Here is a 17040-nt window from a genome sequence, read left to right as displayed (position 1 = left end):
ATGCTTAACCTTTTATTTATGTGGGTGATACAGGTACATTATTTTGTGAAACAATAGTACTATTATACAAATATATTTTAGGCATAGAGGCGATAATAAATGACAAGTTATCAAGGCTTAATTCAGCAAGAATTAGTCGAAGCAGCACAAGTTTTAAATGACTTCTTAGCTGACCCGAAAAATGGTGAAAATATCGAAGCCGCAGCAGCTTTATTAGCTGATTCATTTAAAGCCGGAGGTAAAGTATTATCTTGTGGTAATGGCGGCTCACATTGCGATGCGATGCATTTTGCGGAAGAGCTATCAGGCCGTTATCGTGAAAATCGTCCTGCAATGCCAGGAATTGCTATTTCTGATGTGAGTCATATGTCTTGTGTGAGCAACGATTTTGGTTATGAATATGTTTTTTCACGCTATGTAGAAGGCATCGGCCAGAAAGGTGATGTGTTATTAGGGTTAAGTACCAGTGGTAACTCACAAAATGTAATAAATGCATTTGCGGCAGCGAAAGAAAAAGGTATGAAGACCATTGCATTAACAGGTAAAGATGGCGGTAAAATGGCGGGCATTGCTGATATCGAAATTCGCGTACCGCATTTCGGTTATGCTGACCGTATCCAAGAGATCCACATTAAAGTGATCCACTTGTTGATTCAGTTAGTCGAAAAAATGATGGGTTATGCAGATTAAGCTATAGTCTTTCGTTAAATTAATTTAACCCTATGTGGTTAATGTTAGTAAGCCATAAAAGTGAAGTTATCAGTATATGTGTGAATTATTAGGTATGAGCGCAAATGTGCCTACCGACATTTGTTTTAGTTTTTCTGGGCTGATGCAGCGTGGTGGTAAGACTGGACCACATTCTGATGGTTGGGGGATTACTTTTTATGAAGGTAAGGGTTGCCGTACTTTTCGTGACCCGAAACCAAGTTGCGAGTCAAAAGTCGCACAATTAGTCAAAGATTACCCGATTAAAAGCCAAGCGGTTATTTCGCATATTCGTCAAGCTAATCGTGGTGGTGTGGCATTAGAAAATACCCATCCTTTTACCCGTGAATTTTGGGGTAAAAACTGGACGTATGCACATAATGGCCAGCTCACTGATTATCAAGGTTTAGCGACTGGGTTTTATACACCAATTGGTGAGACTGACAGTGAACTCGCGTTCTGTTGGATTTTACAAGAAGTAAGTAAACAGTTTCCTATTAAGCCTAATGATATGAAACCCGTGTTTCGTTTTATTGCGAGCTTATGTGATCAGTTAAGAGCATTGGGTGTATTTAATCTGTTACTAACCGATGGCGATTTCGTATTTGCCTACTGTACTAATAACTTACATCATATTATTCGCGAAGCGCCGTTTGGTCATGCGCAGTTAATTGATGAAAACATTGAAATTAACTTTGCGAATGAAACCTCAGATTCTGATGTTGTCGCGATTATAGCGACGCAACCGCTGACGGATAATGAAGTTTGGCACAAAATGCAGCCGGGGGAATATTGCGTATTCTGTCGTGGTCATATTATGCTAACTAACTTTTGACATGTTGATTTAATTAACATGTCTGGAAGTTCCATAAAAAAAGCCTTTATGCAGTAATGCGATAAAGGCTTTTTATTATCTAGGATTAATGAATTAACTTAGTCTGCAGCGTAGCCACTTACTGCTAATTCTTTACCATCAAGTACGGCCTTATCGTCGATCATAGCTAAACGTTCAGCGCAGAACCATTGTACAACCATAGGGTAGATCATATGTTCTTGAGTATGCACTCGTGAACTTAAATCATCTACGCTATCATCTTCAAATACAGGTACTTTTGCTTGTAAGATAACTGGACCTGAGTCTAGCTCTGGCGTAACAAAGTGCACTGAAGCACCGTGTTCTTCATCGCCATTATCAATTGCACGTTGATGTGTATCTAAACCTGGATATTTAGGTAATAGAGATGGATGTATATTAAGCATCTTGCCAGCATAATGCTGTACAAAGTTATCACTCAGAATACGCATATAGCCTGCTAACACAATCAGGTCGGGTTGATATTGATCTATTTGTGTCATGAGTTCAGCATCAAATGCAGCACGGTCAGCAAAATCACCTTGAGCCAGTGATATTGCATCCACACCTGCAAGTTGTGCTCGCTCTAAGCCATAAGCAGTACTTTTGTTACTAAAAACAGCGGTTACTTTTCCGTTAATAGAACCTTGTTCGCACTGATCTAGAATGGTTTGTAAATTACTTCCATTACCAGAAACTAATACTACGATAGATGCTTGTTTAGACATTATTTTATCTCTACTTGTTCTTCATTTTCTGCAGCGTCTGCAATTTCACCGATTAGCCACGCATTTTCGCCGTGTTCAGTGAAAATTTCCAGTGCTTTTTCAACTTGTGCTTCTGGTAGAGCAATAACCATACCAACACCACAGTTAAACGTACGGTACATTTCTGTACGTTCAACGTTACCTTTCTCTTGTAACCAGTTGAAAATCTCAGGCCACTGCCAGCTATTTTCATCGATGATAGCTTTTGTTAATGCAGGTAGTACACGTGGGATATTTTCCCAGAAACCACCACCAGTGATGTGTGATAAAGCATGAACTTCACACTCTTTCAACACAGCTAGCACAGACTTAACATAGATGTTAGTTGGTGTTAGAAGCGTATCACCTAGCGTTGAATCACCAAATGCTTGACTTGGATCTTCTTTTGAAACTTCAAGGATCTTACGAACTAAAGAATAGCCGTTTGAGTGAGGGCCACTCGATCCTAAAGCGATAAGTTTATCACCCGCAGCAACTTTAGTACCATCGATGATATTTTCTTTGTCAACAATACCGACACAGAAGCCAGCAATGTCAAAATCTTTACCGTCGTACATACCAGGCATTTCAGCTGTTTCACCACCGGTCAACGCACAACCTGATAGTAGACAACCTTCACCAATACCGGTAACAACAGCTGTAGCTACATCTACATCTAGTTTACCTGTTGCGTAGTAATCTAAGAAGAATAGTGGCTCAGCACCTTGTACAATAAGGTCATTCACACACATAGCAACTAGATCGATACCAACAGTATCATATTTAGCTAAATCGATAGCGAGGCGTAGTTTAGTTCCTACACCGTCTGTTCCTGCGACCAACACTGGTTCTTTATAACCAGTAGGCAATTGGCAAAGTGCGCCGAAGCCACCTAGACCACCCATAACTTCAGGTCGTTTAGTCTTTTTTGCTACACCTTTAATGCGTTCTACTAATGCATTACCTGCGTCTATATCAACGCCTGCATCTTTATAACTTAGAGAAGTATTTTGGTTGCTCACTGGATCCCTCACAAACTAATCGTATCAATTGGATTAAAAAATCGCCGCCATGTTAACAACTTTAATCACAGAATAGAAACAAAATTATGCCTTGTTCGACCTGCAAATTGATTTTATTCTTAACTCTGGCTTTTCCTTGGAATAAGCTATCATTATAAGGCTATTATTGGTAATATTGCGCCTTTTTGTATCGCACTTACTTTGATTTTATTAGGAGAATCCATGAAAGTTGTTGAGGTTAAGCACCCGTTAGTTCGTCACAAATTGGGTTTAATGCGCGCTGCTGATATCAGCACTAAACGTTTTCGTGAACTAGCAACAGAAGTGGGTAGTCTACTTACTTATGAAGCAACGGCTGATTTAGAGCTAGAGAAGAAGACCATTGAAGGTTGGAATGGTGATGTTACTGTCGATCAAATCAAAGGGAAAAAGGTAACTGTTGTGCCAATTCTACGTGCTGGTTTAGGCATGATGGATGGTGTGTTAGAGCATATGCCGAGTGCACGTGTGAGCGTTGTTGGTATTTACCGCGATGAAGAAACATTAGAAGCAGTACCTTACTTTGAAAAAATTGTTCACAGTATTGAAGAGCGTTTAGCAATTGTAATTGACCCGATGTTAGCAACGGGTGGCTCTATGATCTCAACATTAGACCTATTAAAAGCAAAAGGTTGTAAGCGCATTAAAGTACTTATTCTTGTTGCTGCACCTGAAGGTCTAAAAGCGTTAGAGGAAGCACACCCAGATATCGAAGTTTACACTGCATCTATTGATGAGCGTTTAGACGAAAAAGGTTACATCGTTCCTGGTCTTGGTGACGCAGGCGATAAGATTTTTGGTACTAAATAAGACCAATAATAAGCGGCTTAAATATATTGCTTAATTGAGCTATACAGGCATTAGCGAATGATGTTGATGCCTGTATCTTTTTATTCAACTTGAGTTCCCACTAAATATCCGCCCCAGATAAATAATATATTCAATAGATATATTTTTTCAATATCGATATCAAAATATCGGTCACGCTCAGTTTCTTTACCATCCATACAACTAATTCCTTCATTTTAAAGACAACGCCTTGATACTTTAGTATGGTCAATGTTTCTCTATAAGGCTAATTAGCCTGAGGCCATGGAATATGTTTGGACATAGTGGCTGGTTTGGTTATTATTTGAGGTAAATTAATAGCGTTGGCTATGGTATTATTCAAATAATCAATTTGAGTCATCACGTTACTCTTAAAAAGGATCGTATGAAGCGTTTATTTCCTATTTTATTATCATTGTTATCTCTTTTACCTTTGACTGCGTATGCGGTTGAGGTGGAGCATCTTTATTCGGCATCTGTTATGGCTGTGAATGATCAGCCTAACCGTACGTTACAAAAAGTTGCTTTTTCAGAAGTATTGGTCAAGGTTTCTGGTAATGCGGCAATTGCGACTAATCCTGTGATCAAAAAAGCATTAATCAATGCGCGTGAATATTTAGTTAAACAAGCTGAAGAGCGTGTTGATGGCGAGCGCTATTTACAAGCAAGCTTTAATGAGCAAAAGGTAAACCGCCTATTACGCAGTAGTGAATTTGGTGTATGGAGTCAGAATCGCCCTCAGCAAGTAATATGGCTAGTGGTTGATGAAGACTTTAGTCGCAGCGTAAAAGGTGAAAGTGACAGTGATTATGCTGACTTTATTAATGCGATTAAAGTACAAGCAAATAAACGTGCGATCCCGGTATTATTCCCTGTCATGGATCTTGATGATCAACTACAAGTAAGCAGTAGTGATTTATGGGGGCAATTTACAGATCCGGTTGAACTCGCTTCTGCACGTTATGGTGCTGACAATTACATAATTGCGAAGATTATTAAGCAAGATGATGATTACCAACTAAATTGGAGTATGTATGGTCGTAACAATAGTAATCAACCGTATGAGATTTGGCTAAATGGACAAGGTCAAGGTGAGCTTGCTGCCATCGGTACAAAACTCACTGATAGTCTTGCTGATCATCTCGGTGAACGTTATAGCGTGAAAGCATCGGGTAAAGATGAAGTGGTGTTCTTAAATGTAGGTGCTGTTACTGACATCACTGATTATGCTAAATTGATTGCAATGTTTTCTGAATTATCAGCCGTTGCACAAGTTGATCTTGGTTCCGTGACAGGATCGAATGTGCAATTAAAATTAGTATTATTGGGTACGCAGCAAGATCTATTGACCGAATTATCGTTAGATCAACGGATCCAAAGTACTGAAAATGCCTTTGGTGACATGAATTTTCAATGGAATGTGATAAATTAAGCAAATTTACATCGTGTTTTTTTACTAGTCGTTTTCTATCGGGCATTGAGGTGCTACAATGGCCTCACTAATCTTATGATTGTATGAAAGGGTGATATTGAACACTCCAGCACAACTTTCTTTATCTGTACAATTACCCGATGGTGAAACTTTCGCGAGTTTTTACCCCGGTGCTAATGTCCAACTACTGACAGCATTAAAAAATGCTGCTGTCGGCGACGGTGATCCATTTCTTTATTTATTTGGTAGCCGAAGTTCGGGTACCTCTCATTTACTTCACGCAACCTGTACCGAGTGTACGGACGCTGATCGTTCTGCCGCTTATTTACCGATGGCAATGTCTGCCATGATGTCACCATCTGTATTAGATGGTATGGAACATCTTGATATTGTTTGTATCGATAATATTGAATTGATCGCAGGTAACCGTGAATGGGAAGTCGCATTATTCAATTTTTATAATCGTTGGCGTGATAGTCATGATCAAGACAATCCAGGTTCACTTATTGTTACGGGTAATAGCGCGGCACGGCATTTAGGTATTCAATTACCGGATCTGCTTTCACGACTAGATTGGGGCGTTAGCTACCAACTGCAGTTATTGGATGATGACGGTAAGCTCGCTGCGTTACAGCTACGTGCTGAATTTAGAGGACTGAAGCTACCGGTTGATGTTGGCCGTTTTTTATTAAATCGTTCATCTCGAGATATGGAAACCCTTATTTCGATATTAGATCGATTAGATAATGCGTCAATTAGTGCCCAACGTCGTTTAACCATCCCTTTTGTGAAAGAAACCCTCTCTTTATAATTAACAAAGCCAAAACGACTTACAAAATATTGAAAAGTAAAACGTAAAAAGTAAAAAGGAAATAGGTTCGATGACACTATTTCCTTTTTTGTTATTTAAGTGAAACTGTTAGCTTACACAAAGTTAATCTTTGTTTTTTTCTTTGTATGCTTCTTCTCGTTCTTTTTCTTCAGCCATCACTACTTTTAGCTTATCAAGACCTAGGCCTAACTCTTTGCCCTGCATACGAGCATAAATACCGTTACCAAATAACATGCAGTTGGCTAAAATGAACTCTAATATAGCAAGATGACGCTCATCTGGATCGGTATACATGATGGTTAATGAATGCATGTAATAGATCATGACAACAAAGTTACTCCAAGCTGCCGTGTAAGGTTTTCCTTTGATCAACCCGTAGAAGGGGAATAATAATGGCAAGATCCAAATAAAGGCTTTGGCTAATGGATTTGACTCGTGTGATGCTTGGCGCTCTAGCCATTTCTGTTTTTCAGCTTCAACTTGCGGTAATAATTCTGGATTAACTTCTGCCATTGCTGTTAATTCAGCTAATGCTTGTGATTGGGTATGGTCTTGTAGTTTTTCTGGCGTTAGCCATAACTGCCATACGAACATGAGTATGATCAGGCCAAAGAAGCCAAAAAGTCCCAGAAACCGGTATTGAGTAATACGCTTTTGTATTTCTTGTGTTGTTTGCATTATTTGCTCGTAGTTAGAGAATGGCTAAAACATTTTCAGGTGGACGGCCAATCGTAGCTTTACCGTTTGCGAGTACAATTGGGCGTTCGATTAATTTCGGTGTTGCGATCATTGCGGCAATGAGTTCGTCATTAGACAAGCTTTCATCATCTAAACCAAGTGCTTTATATTCAGCTTCTTTAATACGCATTAATTGACGAGGCGTTAATGCGAGTAAGGTTAAGATTTTTTGCAGCTGTGCTGCTGATGGTGGCGTTTCGAGGTATTTTACGATGCTTGGCGTGACACCTTGTTCTTCTAATAAAGCAAGAGTTTGGCGGCTTTTAGAGCAACGCGGATTATGATAAATAGTGACACTAGTCATGCTTGGCCTATTCCTTAAACAAGTCTTAAAACAAATGGGGATCCTTAAAGTCCCCATTTTGCCTTGTTTCCTGTCCCTTGGCTAGTTTTGCAATGCTTGCATTTCTTGCTTGTCTAACTCAATTTTCTCCATATGCGCATCAATTCGAGCAATATCTGCTGAGCTTGTTGCAAGTGTTCGCGCTGATTGCAGTTCATTAAGGGCTTTTGGATAGTTAGCTTTAAGTTGCGCCAGATTTGCACGTTGGACATACATCTTTATCTTATCATCTGTTTGACTCAGTAAATCAATATAAATGTTTAAGGCAATCATATCTGTTTCATTATCACGTAAGTAATTTCTAATGAGCTTTTTAGCTTCGCCATACTGTTTATCTTGTTGCAAGGCTACGGTTAAATTGATGGTGGTAACCGGGTTATTACGATATCTGTTATTGGCTTTTTTTAATCTCACAATAGCTTCGGCATTATGTTTTAAGGCTAAATCAATATCGGTAAGAGTATCGAGGTAAAACAGGTTGTTTGGATGCGTTTTAGCTAATTCGACAACGATTTTTTTGGCTTCTACATTTTTATCTAATTGCAGTAACGCCAATGCTTGGCCATAGAGCGCTGCATCTTTTAGCTTGAAATTTTTAGTTTTAAGTTGATGTTGAAAAAATTGCAGTGCTTCTTTTGGTTTTAAGGTGCCATAGCGGACCTGAATACGGGCTTTGGCTAATTGATAGTCGAGACTTGGTGGATAATAACGATTTGGATATAGTGCTGCTCTATCACGTGCTTCGGCGATTCGGGTGGTTGGTAATGGGTGAGTGATCAGCATTTGTGGTGGTTTTGAGCTAAAACGGTATTGCGCAGATAATTTACCGAAGAAAGTCGACATTGCTGTAGGATCATAACCAGCATTGGCCAGCACTTGAATACCAATACGATCGGCTTCAAATTCATTGGCGCGGGTATAGTTAATGCTAGACTGAACATTAATAGCTACAGTGGTTTGTAACATCGCAATACCTGCAACCGGATTCGCAATACCCAATAATACTGCGCCAACTAACCCTGCAACAGTCAGTTGGCTATTACCTGCTTGCGCCTCTAAACTACGCGCAAGGTGGCGCTGAGTGATGTGAGAAATCTCATGGGCGATGACGGATGCAAATTCTGATTCACTTTCGGCGTATAAAAATAAGCCTGTGTGCACTTTTACATAGCCACCAAGAAATGCCGCCGCATTAATTTCATCATCTTTAATGAGGAAAAAATTAAATGGAAAACGAACTGAATCGGTTTGGTTAATGAGTTTTGCGCCCAGTTCGGCAATGTATTCTTGTAAAACAGGGTCGCTAACCATAGGGAAAGAACCACGCGCTATTTTAATGAAGGCTGCGCCATACTGTCGTTCTTGCTCGATCGATAAGGCCGTCACACCGGCTGTGCCAATTTCGGGCAGTTTGTTAGTTGCTTGCGCTGTGCTTACTAGACCGAGCGTACTGACAAATAATGCTGTACTGGTCAAGCGTAATATTTTTTTTAGATACAAATGGGCGACCTATGCGGTAATAACTAAGTAAATTTAGTTAACATAGTAGAGCATAATATTAACCGATAACAGTGACAAATTGTTAGACGACCTATATTCGTTATAGTTCCGTGGGATGTTTAGCCAATTTTTGTTGATGGAAGATAAGATATTTACGCTTTTGTGGAAAAAATGGTGTTAATCCTGCTAAAATCGGTAAGTATTTATTTCAAATTTAAAATGAGAGTGAATTAAGATGGGCAGAGCGTTCCAAAACCGTAAATTATCGATGGCTAAAACAGCTGGCATGAAAACTAAGATCTACTCTAAATATGGTAAAGAGATCTATGTATCTGCAAAAACTGGTGGTGGCGACCCTGATAGCAACTTAAGTCTTCGCCGCATCATTGAAAAAGCGAAAAAAGATCAAGTTCCAACTCACGTAATCGAACGTGCTATTGAAAAAGCATCTGGTGCTGGCGGTGAAGATTATGAGCGCGCAAGTTATGAAGGTTTTGGCCCGGGTAACTGCATGGTTATTGTTGAGTGTCTAACTGACAACGGTAAGCGTACTTTCACTGAAGTTCGTCAAGCATTCGTTAAGAATGGTGCGAAATTAGGTGCGCAAGGTTCTGTATCACATATGTTTGATCATCAAGCTGTATTTGAATTCAAATTTGATGACGAAGATGCGGTATTAGAAACATTAATGGAAGCGGAAGTAGATGTAGCTGATGTTGAGAACGAAGACGGTACTATCACAGTTTATGTTCCACACACTGAATTTTACAAAACGAAAGTAGCATTATCAGAAGCGTTTGCTGGTATTGAATTTGATGCAGAAGACATTACATTCTTACCACAAGTTGAAACTGAAGTGACGGGTGATGACGTTGAAATGTTTGAACGTTTCCTTGCTGCATTAAACGACAGTGATGATGTACAAGATGTATATCACAATGCGATCATTGACTAATTATTAATATAGTTAATGAAATGCGGTTTTTTATACACATATAAACGCCGCATATAAAAAAGGCCGATTACCGCTTCTTTATTAGAATGGGTAATCGGCCTTTTTTTATCTGGTTAACTGTCAACGTATTTTAAGACGAGACAAACTAAGCAAATTACATTTTTTTACAGTATGCAGAAATGATCACCATTGCGGTACCGTTAGCACGACCTTGAATGTGTAATGGATTATCTGTTAAACCAATATTACGCACAGCTGTACCACGTTTGATCACTAAGCTTGAGCCTTTAACAGGTAAATCTTTGATGATGTTTACGTTGTCGCCAGCTTTTAAAATAGTACCGTTTACGTCTCGTGCTGGTGAGTCTGTCATTGCCGCAATTAACACGCCTTTTTCAGCCCATGCTTTTACGTCTTCTTCTAGGTACATCATATCAAGTAGGTCACGTGACCAGTCTGCATCTAGGCGGTTTAACATACGGTATGCAAGTACTTGTACTGCTGGTACTTGGCTCCACATACTGTCGTTTAGGCAACGCCAGTGATTTTCATCAAGAGTATCTGAGTTGTTGATTTGCTCAAGGCAAGTACCACAAAGCATTACTGCACAGTCAGAGCTTTTTTCGGGTGATTCAGGTAGCTCATAAGCGGATAGGTTAGATTCTGATGTGCACATTTCACATTTAGAACCACTGCGTTGTAATAGCGTTGTTTCGATAGTCATTGAATTAATCCTCTAAATTTTGTAGGGCTATTATGCCATAGAGGAAGTATTTTGGGTATCTCACAATAGGTTCAATCTGATGTTATCGATTAACTTGGTCAATGTGTTTGGTTAAATTCACAATCAACAGCTTAGCGAGTTGAATTAATCGACTTAATCTGGCTACACTGTTTTTTTATCAAGTTGGAGTTCACATGGAAGCAAGCGTATTATTTGATGAGTTAGCGACGAGTAATGGTCATATTATCGGTGTTATTACCCTAAATAAAGCACGTCAATTACATGCCCTGAGTGCCGATATGTTTCCATTATTACGACGACAGTTACTTGCTTGGAAAAGTGATAATCGGGTAGTCAGTGTATTACTGACCAGTACTGGAGAGAAAGCATTTTGCGCAGGTGGCGATGTTAAATCATTACAGCAAGCCTTAGTTGCAACAGAAGGCTATGAGGCTAAGCAGCAGGTCGTTAGTTGCTATTTTACTGCCGAGTATCAAGTCGATTATTTATTGCATAACTTTGGGAAACCACTGATCGTTTGGGGTGATGGCATTATTATGGGCGGTGGATTAGGGCTGTTTATGGGGGCCAGTCACCGTGTGGTTACTGAGACTGCACGTATTGCCATGCCGGAGATCACTATCGGCTTATTCCCAGATGTTGGCGCAACTTGGTTCTTAAATCGTTTACCACACCCAGGTGTCGGATTATTTTTAGGGTTAACAGGTGCCAGTATTAATGCCAAAGATGCGCAATATTTAGGGTTAAGCGAGTATTTAATTCCTACTACAAAATATACGGATGTGCTGAATGCATTAACTAGGCTTGATTGGCAAAGTGATACTAGGTTACATCACCAACAAGTTGATAAGTTACTGACACAGTACTATGTGGATGCTGATTTCGCTAACGGTAATTTAGTCAATCATCAAGCCTTGTTTACTCAGTTGAGTGTTTATACAGAACTCACTGACGTGATGGCATGTATTCAAGCGCACGAAAGTTGTGATCCGTGGTTACAAACCAGCGTTAAAAAATTGCTATTAGGCAGCCCAATATCAGCGCATATCTTGTACCGGCAGGTAAACCAATATACTGAGCTATCGTTAGCGGCATGTTTTCAGTTGGAATTAGACTTAGCCATGAATGTCTGTCTAAATGCTGATCTTGTTGAAGGTGTAAGGGCTTTGTTAGTTGATAAAGACAACAAACCTAATTGGTTATTTAAACAGATTAAAGATGTACCTGCTGACTTTGTTGATGCTTTATTTGTATCTCCTTGGTGCGGTTTATATCATCCCTTGAGTAAGCTGTAATTTGTATTCTAATTCTTTAATTATGGCTCTATGCGTCTTTACGTGGCGCTAACTGTCCACCACAAATTAATGCAAGACTACCAGTTTAGTCACTCATTCAGTTCAATATCCCACTTCTCGCTCGTCGATATCACTAGCATGGCTAGATTCGACGGAGCAAAACCTATTGTTCCACACTTAACCAATAGATACGCAAGACATGTGTTTAACAAAAACGTGTCGTTATTAAAATTAATGAAAAGGGTTAAATTTCCGTAAATTTTATCAATAAAGTGACCTTGATACTTTTTAAGGTCACTGGAATAAGATCCAAAGTTAAAAAGTTAAAAAGTTAAATAGTTAAATTTGTTTTTTTTTAATTTAATAGTAATCTAACCGAATTACCCACTAGGTGGTACCCTTTTGTGGGTGTTATCTTGTGGGTTAGGGGAAACTATTGAAAATATAAAACCCAAATTGGGGATTGAATAAAGATAGTTCAAAGGGTTATACCGAAATTAATTTATTAATTTATTAATTGTCTAAAATATTTATTTTGCTAGACGGAGTTAGCAGTAATGACTAAAAAAACATTTTTTAATAATATTTCTTTTCTTTCAGTTCCAGTTATATTAGTTCTTAGTACGGGAGGCGTTCAGGCTAGCTTAGGTAACTTAGGCTCGACATTTGGCTTAACGCCCGTAGATATAGCTTCGACACAATCTTTCTCTTTATTTAACTCACAGTCATCAGCCGCATATTACAACCCCGCAGCACTATCTGCCACAGATCAAGGTGAACTGTATCTGGGTTATTTATCAGCAACTCCGAGCATAACTGCAGGCGATCAAAAATTTGATGACGTAACACAACCGATACTCGTGGGGATGAATGTTAATGTAACCAACCTTTTTAATTTTTCTTACCCCATTTATTTTGGTTTGATTGCTGGTATCGAAAATGCCGGTTCAGAAATGATGGCGTTTAGTTCGGCAACATCAGAGACGGGTCAGTTGCTTAATTATGGTGAGAAGCCATTATTTGTAGCTGCATCGGGTTCTATTCAAATAATTCCAGGTTTAACCATTGGTGGGGGGGCTCAAGTTTCATTACATGCAGATGCAGCCATGAGCTTGGAAAGTGAGTTAGACGGAACTTCGCCTGCGAATGAAAATGTTGCAGTATCAGCAAAGCCTGTGATGACTCCTGTTGGTGGGGTAATGCTAGATTTCGGTCGTATGGCCTGTGGTAGTGATAAAAGTTGTGCTGGTAACGGAATCACACTCGCAGCTGCTTACCGAGGTGAAAGCTATGGCCAGACAAATATTAAAGCACTAGCAACGATCACGCAAACTGTGTCCGAGTTACCAATTAACTTACTTACGTATGATGCATACCAGCCAGATACTATTTCTGCAGGTATACGTGTTAAAGCGGGAATGGTAAGTGTAGTGCTCAGTGGAGAGCAACAAAAATGGTCAAGTTTGAATGACTTGATGTTAGGCGATGCAGTGAAAGACCAGGCGAGTGTTGGTTTTAAAAATATCAATATTCCACGCGCAGGTATCGAACTGAACTTTAACGATACATTTAAATTAATGGCGGGTGCAAGCTATGAAAAATCGCCATTAGATGCAGATAAAGCAACGTTAGATGTTAATTATTTAAGCGCCGATAAAAAAGTGTTTGGTGCTGGTTTTTCTTATTTTCATAAAGGTACAGGTTTAACGGCTTACCCTTGGCAGATTGACCTCGCATATCAGTACCAAAAACTCAAACGTACCGATCATATAATTAAGCATCAAGATCGCGAAAATGATAAACCGGTTAAATTGGACGGCTCAGTGTCAACAGTTGCACTTTCATTTTCGACTAAATTTTAAGGGGGCACTATGAAAAAAATAAACGCTTGTTTCAATTATTTTTTTAAATTCGCTCTTCTTATTTTTTATTTCGTACTTTCAGGTTGTAGTGATGGTAATGATTTAGTTTTAACACCTAGTGAATTAGCTGATCGTCGTGCGAACAGTCTGTTTAATGCTCACGAGTTTTACTCATACCCATCTAACGGGCAGAGAGATGTCGCGATTAATACCTCTGTACTATTATCCTTTTCGCATCCGTTAGATAGTCTTTCGGTACAAAATTTTAGCTTGATAGACAGTGACGGAAATGTGATTGAAGTGACATCGGTCGAAGTGACTGAGAGTAGTTTTGCAACAGATCCTGACAATCCAAAAGCGAATGGTTTGGCATTAAAACCAAAACGTGCGCTTAAAGCGGGTGAACAGTATACCGTTACTTATAAAATAGGATTGATTAATGAAGCAGAGGATAATCAAAAATTAACCGTAGAAAGAACGATGCAAAACCCGCTGATATTCACTACTCGCCTAGCAAAAAACGTGGCTGAGTTTGCATTGGATACTAACGGGTTTTATCCCACGAATGACTTACCGTTTACGACGTTCACGGCATTACGTCTACGTATGACCAACGAAATTGATGTCAAAACCTTGGTATTAGGTGAGACATTTAAATTTCAAAAAATAGGTACGACAGAGCAAGTCGAAGGTGATTTGATTGCCAAAGGTCGTTATCTAACATTTGATCCCGAAATCGATCTGGATGTTGGTGCTACCTATCAACTTATCGTCAGTAACGGCGTTAAGGACAGCCTAGGTAATAGTTTTGTAGGCCTAGAAAAAAAATTTACGGTATTAGATCCAGGTAAACGCTCATTTAAAACAATGAATGTTACCCTAAATACGAATGAGCAAGCTTCTCCTTATTCTGGAGAGCTCACCAATGGGGTAACGATTAAATCAATACTGATTGGTAATAATGATACAACATATATTAATTCTGACTTGGTTACTGAATTCGCGAGCTTGCTTAATTTTGGTCGTTCGACTCCCCTTGTTATCCGCAAAGGTTCTATTTTAAATAGTTCGAACCTGAGCGTTAAAGTAGGGGGGACATTTTCAGCAGGTTACGATACAGGTAATATTCGCATGACTACTATTTCTGATGCGACGGGTTATTTAATTAATAATACCAGTTCAGATCATAAATACGCACCAAAGCAATTACACCTGTTTATGGATGTCGCAATGACAGCTGATGGTTATACTGAAAATGGTAAGATAAATGGTAGGGCGAATGGTGGTTTCAGTCAGAATATTATGCATCTTGAATTTATAGGGACGGTTAGAACTGAAGGGCCAAGGATGATCATTGATGCTATCAGTGAAATTGACTTGAAAATTTTAGGTGTTGATGATGCACATGCGAAACTATCATTTCATATGGAGTCATATACTAAAGCAGAAGCGGAAGCGCTAGCACTTACTGCCGACACTCTCTTACCTGTATTCCATTCTGCTTACCCTAACAGGAACACTGCGCACTTTAGCTTAGGTGACAATATAATCATTACCTATAACAAACCGCTAGATGTCGCATCATTACAAAATCTTATTCTTAAAGATGAAAATGGTATGGCTGTGGAAACATATATTTCGCAGGACGGTGCTTCCATTATTATTGCCCCGGTAGATAACTTAATCCCATTAACGGCTTATACGGTCTCTGGTGAAGTTAAAGATCTTACGGGTAATCGTACCCATGTAATGCAAACTTTTAAGACTCCAAATAAAGAACAAGGTACAGAGTTTGAAGTGAATGGTAAGCTTGTAGCTCGCTATACTGCCCCAACCGTTGAAGGCATGGTGCCAGGCTATTCATGCGCCTTTGAAGACACTGACTTAGGGCTGGATATTGCGGGTCGTTGTGCTGGTGGTCTAAAGGTGGAGGTAGAGGATAAATCGGGTAAAAAGAGAGGACCTGACCAAAAGTTAAATATCTTTAATTTACAAGAGGATCGCGATATTTTTGTCGTGTTCAGTCAGCAGATGGATAAAGCCAGTATACGTTTAGGTGAAACGTGTGATACAGGTTCGTTCCGTGTCGAAATTGTTGAACCTAACGGTTCTGGTAACTGTATCGGAACGGTTCCTGGTGTGCTCAATTATGAGAATAAAATCTTAACCTTTTCTCCTGATGAGAACTGGCACGATCAAGGTTTAAACGTATATCGTTATTCTTTAATTTCTGCGGAAGGTGAAACTAAAGGTAGCGTTGATTGCTCTACAGGTGAGGTACTATGTAGCGCACAAGGTTACCCTTTACAAACAACCTTGCTTAAGTCTGATAGTAATGAGAGTCGTGGTGGCCCTGATATGTTAATGCCATTTCGTGCAGCACCCGCTGACAACTTAGTGTTTAATCCATTAATGATGCCAACAACCGATACCAACCGTGATTATCGTTGGGATCCTGTGAAAGAAGAGGTGCAGAATGGTAATTTAGCCCAGTTATCTATACTAGAAGTAAAGGGCCTTTTGAAGCGAGGTACGGTTGGTTGTGAGTTAGATAAAATCTGTAGTGACGATTATGCTAAAACGTATATGAGTGGTTTTATGCCGACGGAAGTCGGGGAGTATGATGCAGAAAATAACCGAATACCGGTTAAGGTCCATAGTGCGCAACTGATATCTTCAAGCGTAGACGTTACGGTTGAAACTGGTATTTTTTCTATGGTCATGACAGTTCCAACCGGAACAATGATTATGCGTACTAAGTACCCAGTGATAAATGGTAAAACAGAAGTGCCAACGGGCTATATTATTTGGAATGAAAAAGAGAATAGGCTTAATTTTAAAGTTGATTTAGATATATATATGGATAATCCATTCATGAAGATAATTTTTGGTACTCATAATCTTCATAGTTATCCTGTTACTCTTAATTTACAAGGGCCCCTAACATTTTTAGAGGATGGTCGTATGAATATTGAATTAAAGAACTTAAATCAAATTGAGCTCGATGTTGAAATGTACATATTGGGGAATATTGGCAATATGAAACTCGCTATTGAACCTGGTAGTATGGCGTTACAGCAGGTTTCACAACCAATGAAATAACGCTTAACTATGTTCATGGCTCCACCTAAACTGTTACGGG

Annotated in this window: 16 protein-coding genes; 9 read left to right on the top strand and 7 right to left on the bottom strand. The window is 39.3% G+C overall.

Features of this window, described 5'->3' with window-relative positions:
* Window positions 1–99: 99 nt before the first annotated feature.
* Together lpcA and HWV02_RS18960 are read left to right on the top strand one after the other, a co-directional pair.
* Complete coding sequence (gene lpcA / locus HWV02_RS18965; protein ID WP_211677291.1) at window positions 100–690, top strand: D-sedoheptulose 7-phosphate isomerase; 591 nt, start codon at window positions 100–102, stop codon at window positions 688–690.
* 76 nt (window positions 691–766) lie between these two features.
* Window positions 767–1543: a class II glutamine amidotransferase gene (locus tag HWV02_RS18960; RefSeq protein WP_211672940.1), complete on the top strand. Its 777-nt coding sequence runs from the start codon at window positions 767–769 to the stop codon at window positions 1541–1543.
* A 98-nt stretch (window positions 1544–1641) separates the two neighbouring features.
* Here the strand turns inward: HWV02_RS18960 and purN are convergent, their stop codons facing one another.
* Complete coding sequence (gene purN / locus HWV02_RS18955; RefSeq protein WP_211677289.1) at window positions 1642–2289, bottom strand: phosphoribosylglycinamide formyltransferase; 648 nt, start codon at window positions 2287–2289, stop codon at window positions 1642–1644.
* Window positions 2289–3329: a phosphoribosylformylglycinamidine cyclo-ligase gene (purM, locus tag HWV02_RS18950; protein ID WP_045109138.1), complete on the bottom strand. Its 1041-nt coding sequence runs from the start codon at window positions 3327–3329 to the stop codon at window positions 2289–2291. The genes purN and purM overlap by 1 nt, the downstream gene beginning before the upstream one ends.
* Before the next feature lie 222 nt (window positions 3330–3551).
* Between purM and upp the strand changes: the two genes are divergently transcribed.
* A complete protein-coding gene (gene upp / locus HWV02_RS18945; RefSeq protein ID WP_211677287.1) occupies window positions 3552–4178 on the top strand; it encodes a uracil phosphoribosyltransferase in 627 nt (208 codons plus the stop codon).
* Window positions 4179–4258: 80 nt separating this feature from the next.
* Here the strand turns inward: upp and HWV02_RS18940 are convergent, their stop codons facing one another.
* Window positions 4259–4375, bottom strand: a complete 117-nt coding sequence (locus tag HWV02_RS18940; protein WP_211677285.1) for a uracil phosphoribosyltransferase — start codon at window positions 4373–4375, stop codon at window positions 4259–4261.
* A gap of 206 nt (window positions 4376–4581) precedes the next feature.
* Between HWV02_RS18940 and HWV02_RS18935 the strand changes: the two genes are divergently transcribed.
* Both HWV02_RS18935 and hda read left to right on the top strand, forming a co-directional pair.
* Window positions 4582–5628, top strand: a complete 1047-nt coding sequence (locus HWV02_RS18935) for a DUF2066 domain-containing protein (protein WP_211689174.1) — start codon at window positions 4582–4584, stop codon at window positions 5626–5628.
* A gap of 97 nt (window positions 5629–5725) precedes the next feature.
* Window positions 5726–6439, top strand: a complete 714-nt coding sequence (gene hda / locus HWV02_RS18930) for a DnaA inactivator Hda (protein WP_211672935.1) — start codon at window positions 5726–5728, stop codon at window positions 6437–6439.
* A 123-nt stretch (window positions 6440–6562) separates the two neighbouring features.
* Here hda and HWV02_RS18925 read toward each other — a convergent pair whose 3' ends face one another.
* The 3 genes from HWV02_RS18925 to HWV02_RS18915 all read right to left on the bottom strand — a co-directional run bounded on the left by HWV02_RS18925 (window position 6563) and on the right by HWV02_RS18915 (window position 9041).
* Entirely contained in the window at window positions 6563–7138 is a 576-nt protein-coding gene (locus HWV02_RS18925) for a DUF2069 domain-containing protein (protein ID WP_211677281.1), read from the bottom strand.
* Between the two features lie 13 nt (window positions 7139–7151).
* Entirely contained in the window at window positions 7152–7502 is a 351-nt protein-coding gene (gene arsC, locus HWV02_RS18920) for an arsenate reductase (glutaredoxin) (protein ID WP_211689173.1), read from the bottom strand.
* Between the two features lie 81 nt (window positions 7503–7583).
* Window positions 7584–9041, bottom strand: coding sequence for a M48 family metalloprotease (locus HWV02_RS18915; RefSeq protein ID WP_211689172.1), 1458 nt, complete (start codon window positions 9039–9041; stop codon window positions 7584–7586).
* Between the two features lie 235 nt (window positions 9042–9276).
* Here HWV02_RS18915 and HWV02_RS18910 point away from each other — a divergent pair, with 235 nt between their 5' ends.
* Window positions 9277–9996 carry a YebC/PmpR family DNA-binding transcriptional regulator gene (locus tag HWV02_RS18910; protein ID WP_211677269.1) on the top strand — a complete coding sequence of 240 codons (720 nt, stop codon included), beginning with the start codon at window positions 9277–9279 and terminating at the stop codon, window positions 9994–9996.
* A gap of 154 nt (window positions 9997–10150) precedes the next feature.
* On the opposite strand, the gene HWV02_RS18905 is transcribed toward HWV02_RS18910, so the two are convergent.
* Window positions 10151–10720 (bottom strand): alkylphosphonate utilization protein, encoded by a 570-nt coding sequence (locus HWV02_RS18905; protein ID WP_211672930.1) that lies wholly within the window; start codon window positions 10718–10720, stop codon window positions 10151–10153.
* A 194-nt stretch (window positions 10721–10914) separates the two neighbouring features.
* Between HWV02_RS18905 and HWV02_RS18900 the strand changes: the two genes are divergently transcribed.
* From HWV02_RS18900 to HWV02_RS18890, 3 genes are all read left to right on the top strand, one after another.
* On the top strand, window positions 10915–12036 hold the full coding sequence (locus HWV02_RS18900) for an enoyl-CoA hydratase/isomerase family protein (RefSeq protein WP_211689171.1): 1122 nt from the start codon (window positions 10915–10917) through the stop codon (window positions 12034–12036).
* A 557-nt stretch (window positions 12037–12593) separates the two neighbouring features.
* Window positions 12594–13898, top strand: coding sequence for an OmpP1/FadL family transporter (locus HWV02_RS18895; protein ID WP_211689170.1), 1305 nt, complete (start codon window positions 12594–12596; stop codon window positions 13896–13898).
* A gap of 9 nt (window positions 13899–13907) precedes the next feature.
* Entirely contained in the window at window positions 13908–17000 is a 3093-nt protein-coding gene (locus HWV02_RS18890) for an Ig-like domain-containing protein (protein ID WP_211689169.1), read from the top strand.
* Window positions 17001–17040: the final 40 nt, after the last annotated feature.

Source organism: Moritella sp. 28 (assembly GCF_018219435.1).
Lineage (GTDB): Bacteria > Pseudomonadota > Gammaproteobacteria > Enterobacterales > Moritellaceae > Moritella.
The sequence above is the reverse complement of the archived record's forward strand: the minus strand, read 5'-3'. Positions and strand labels throughout refer to the sequence as shown.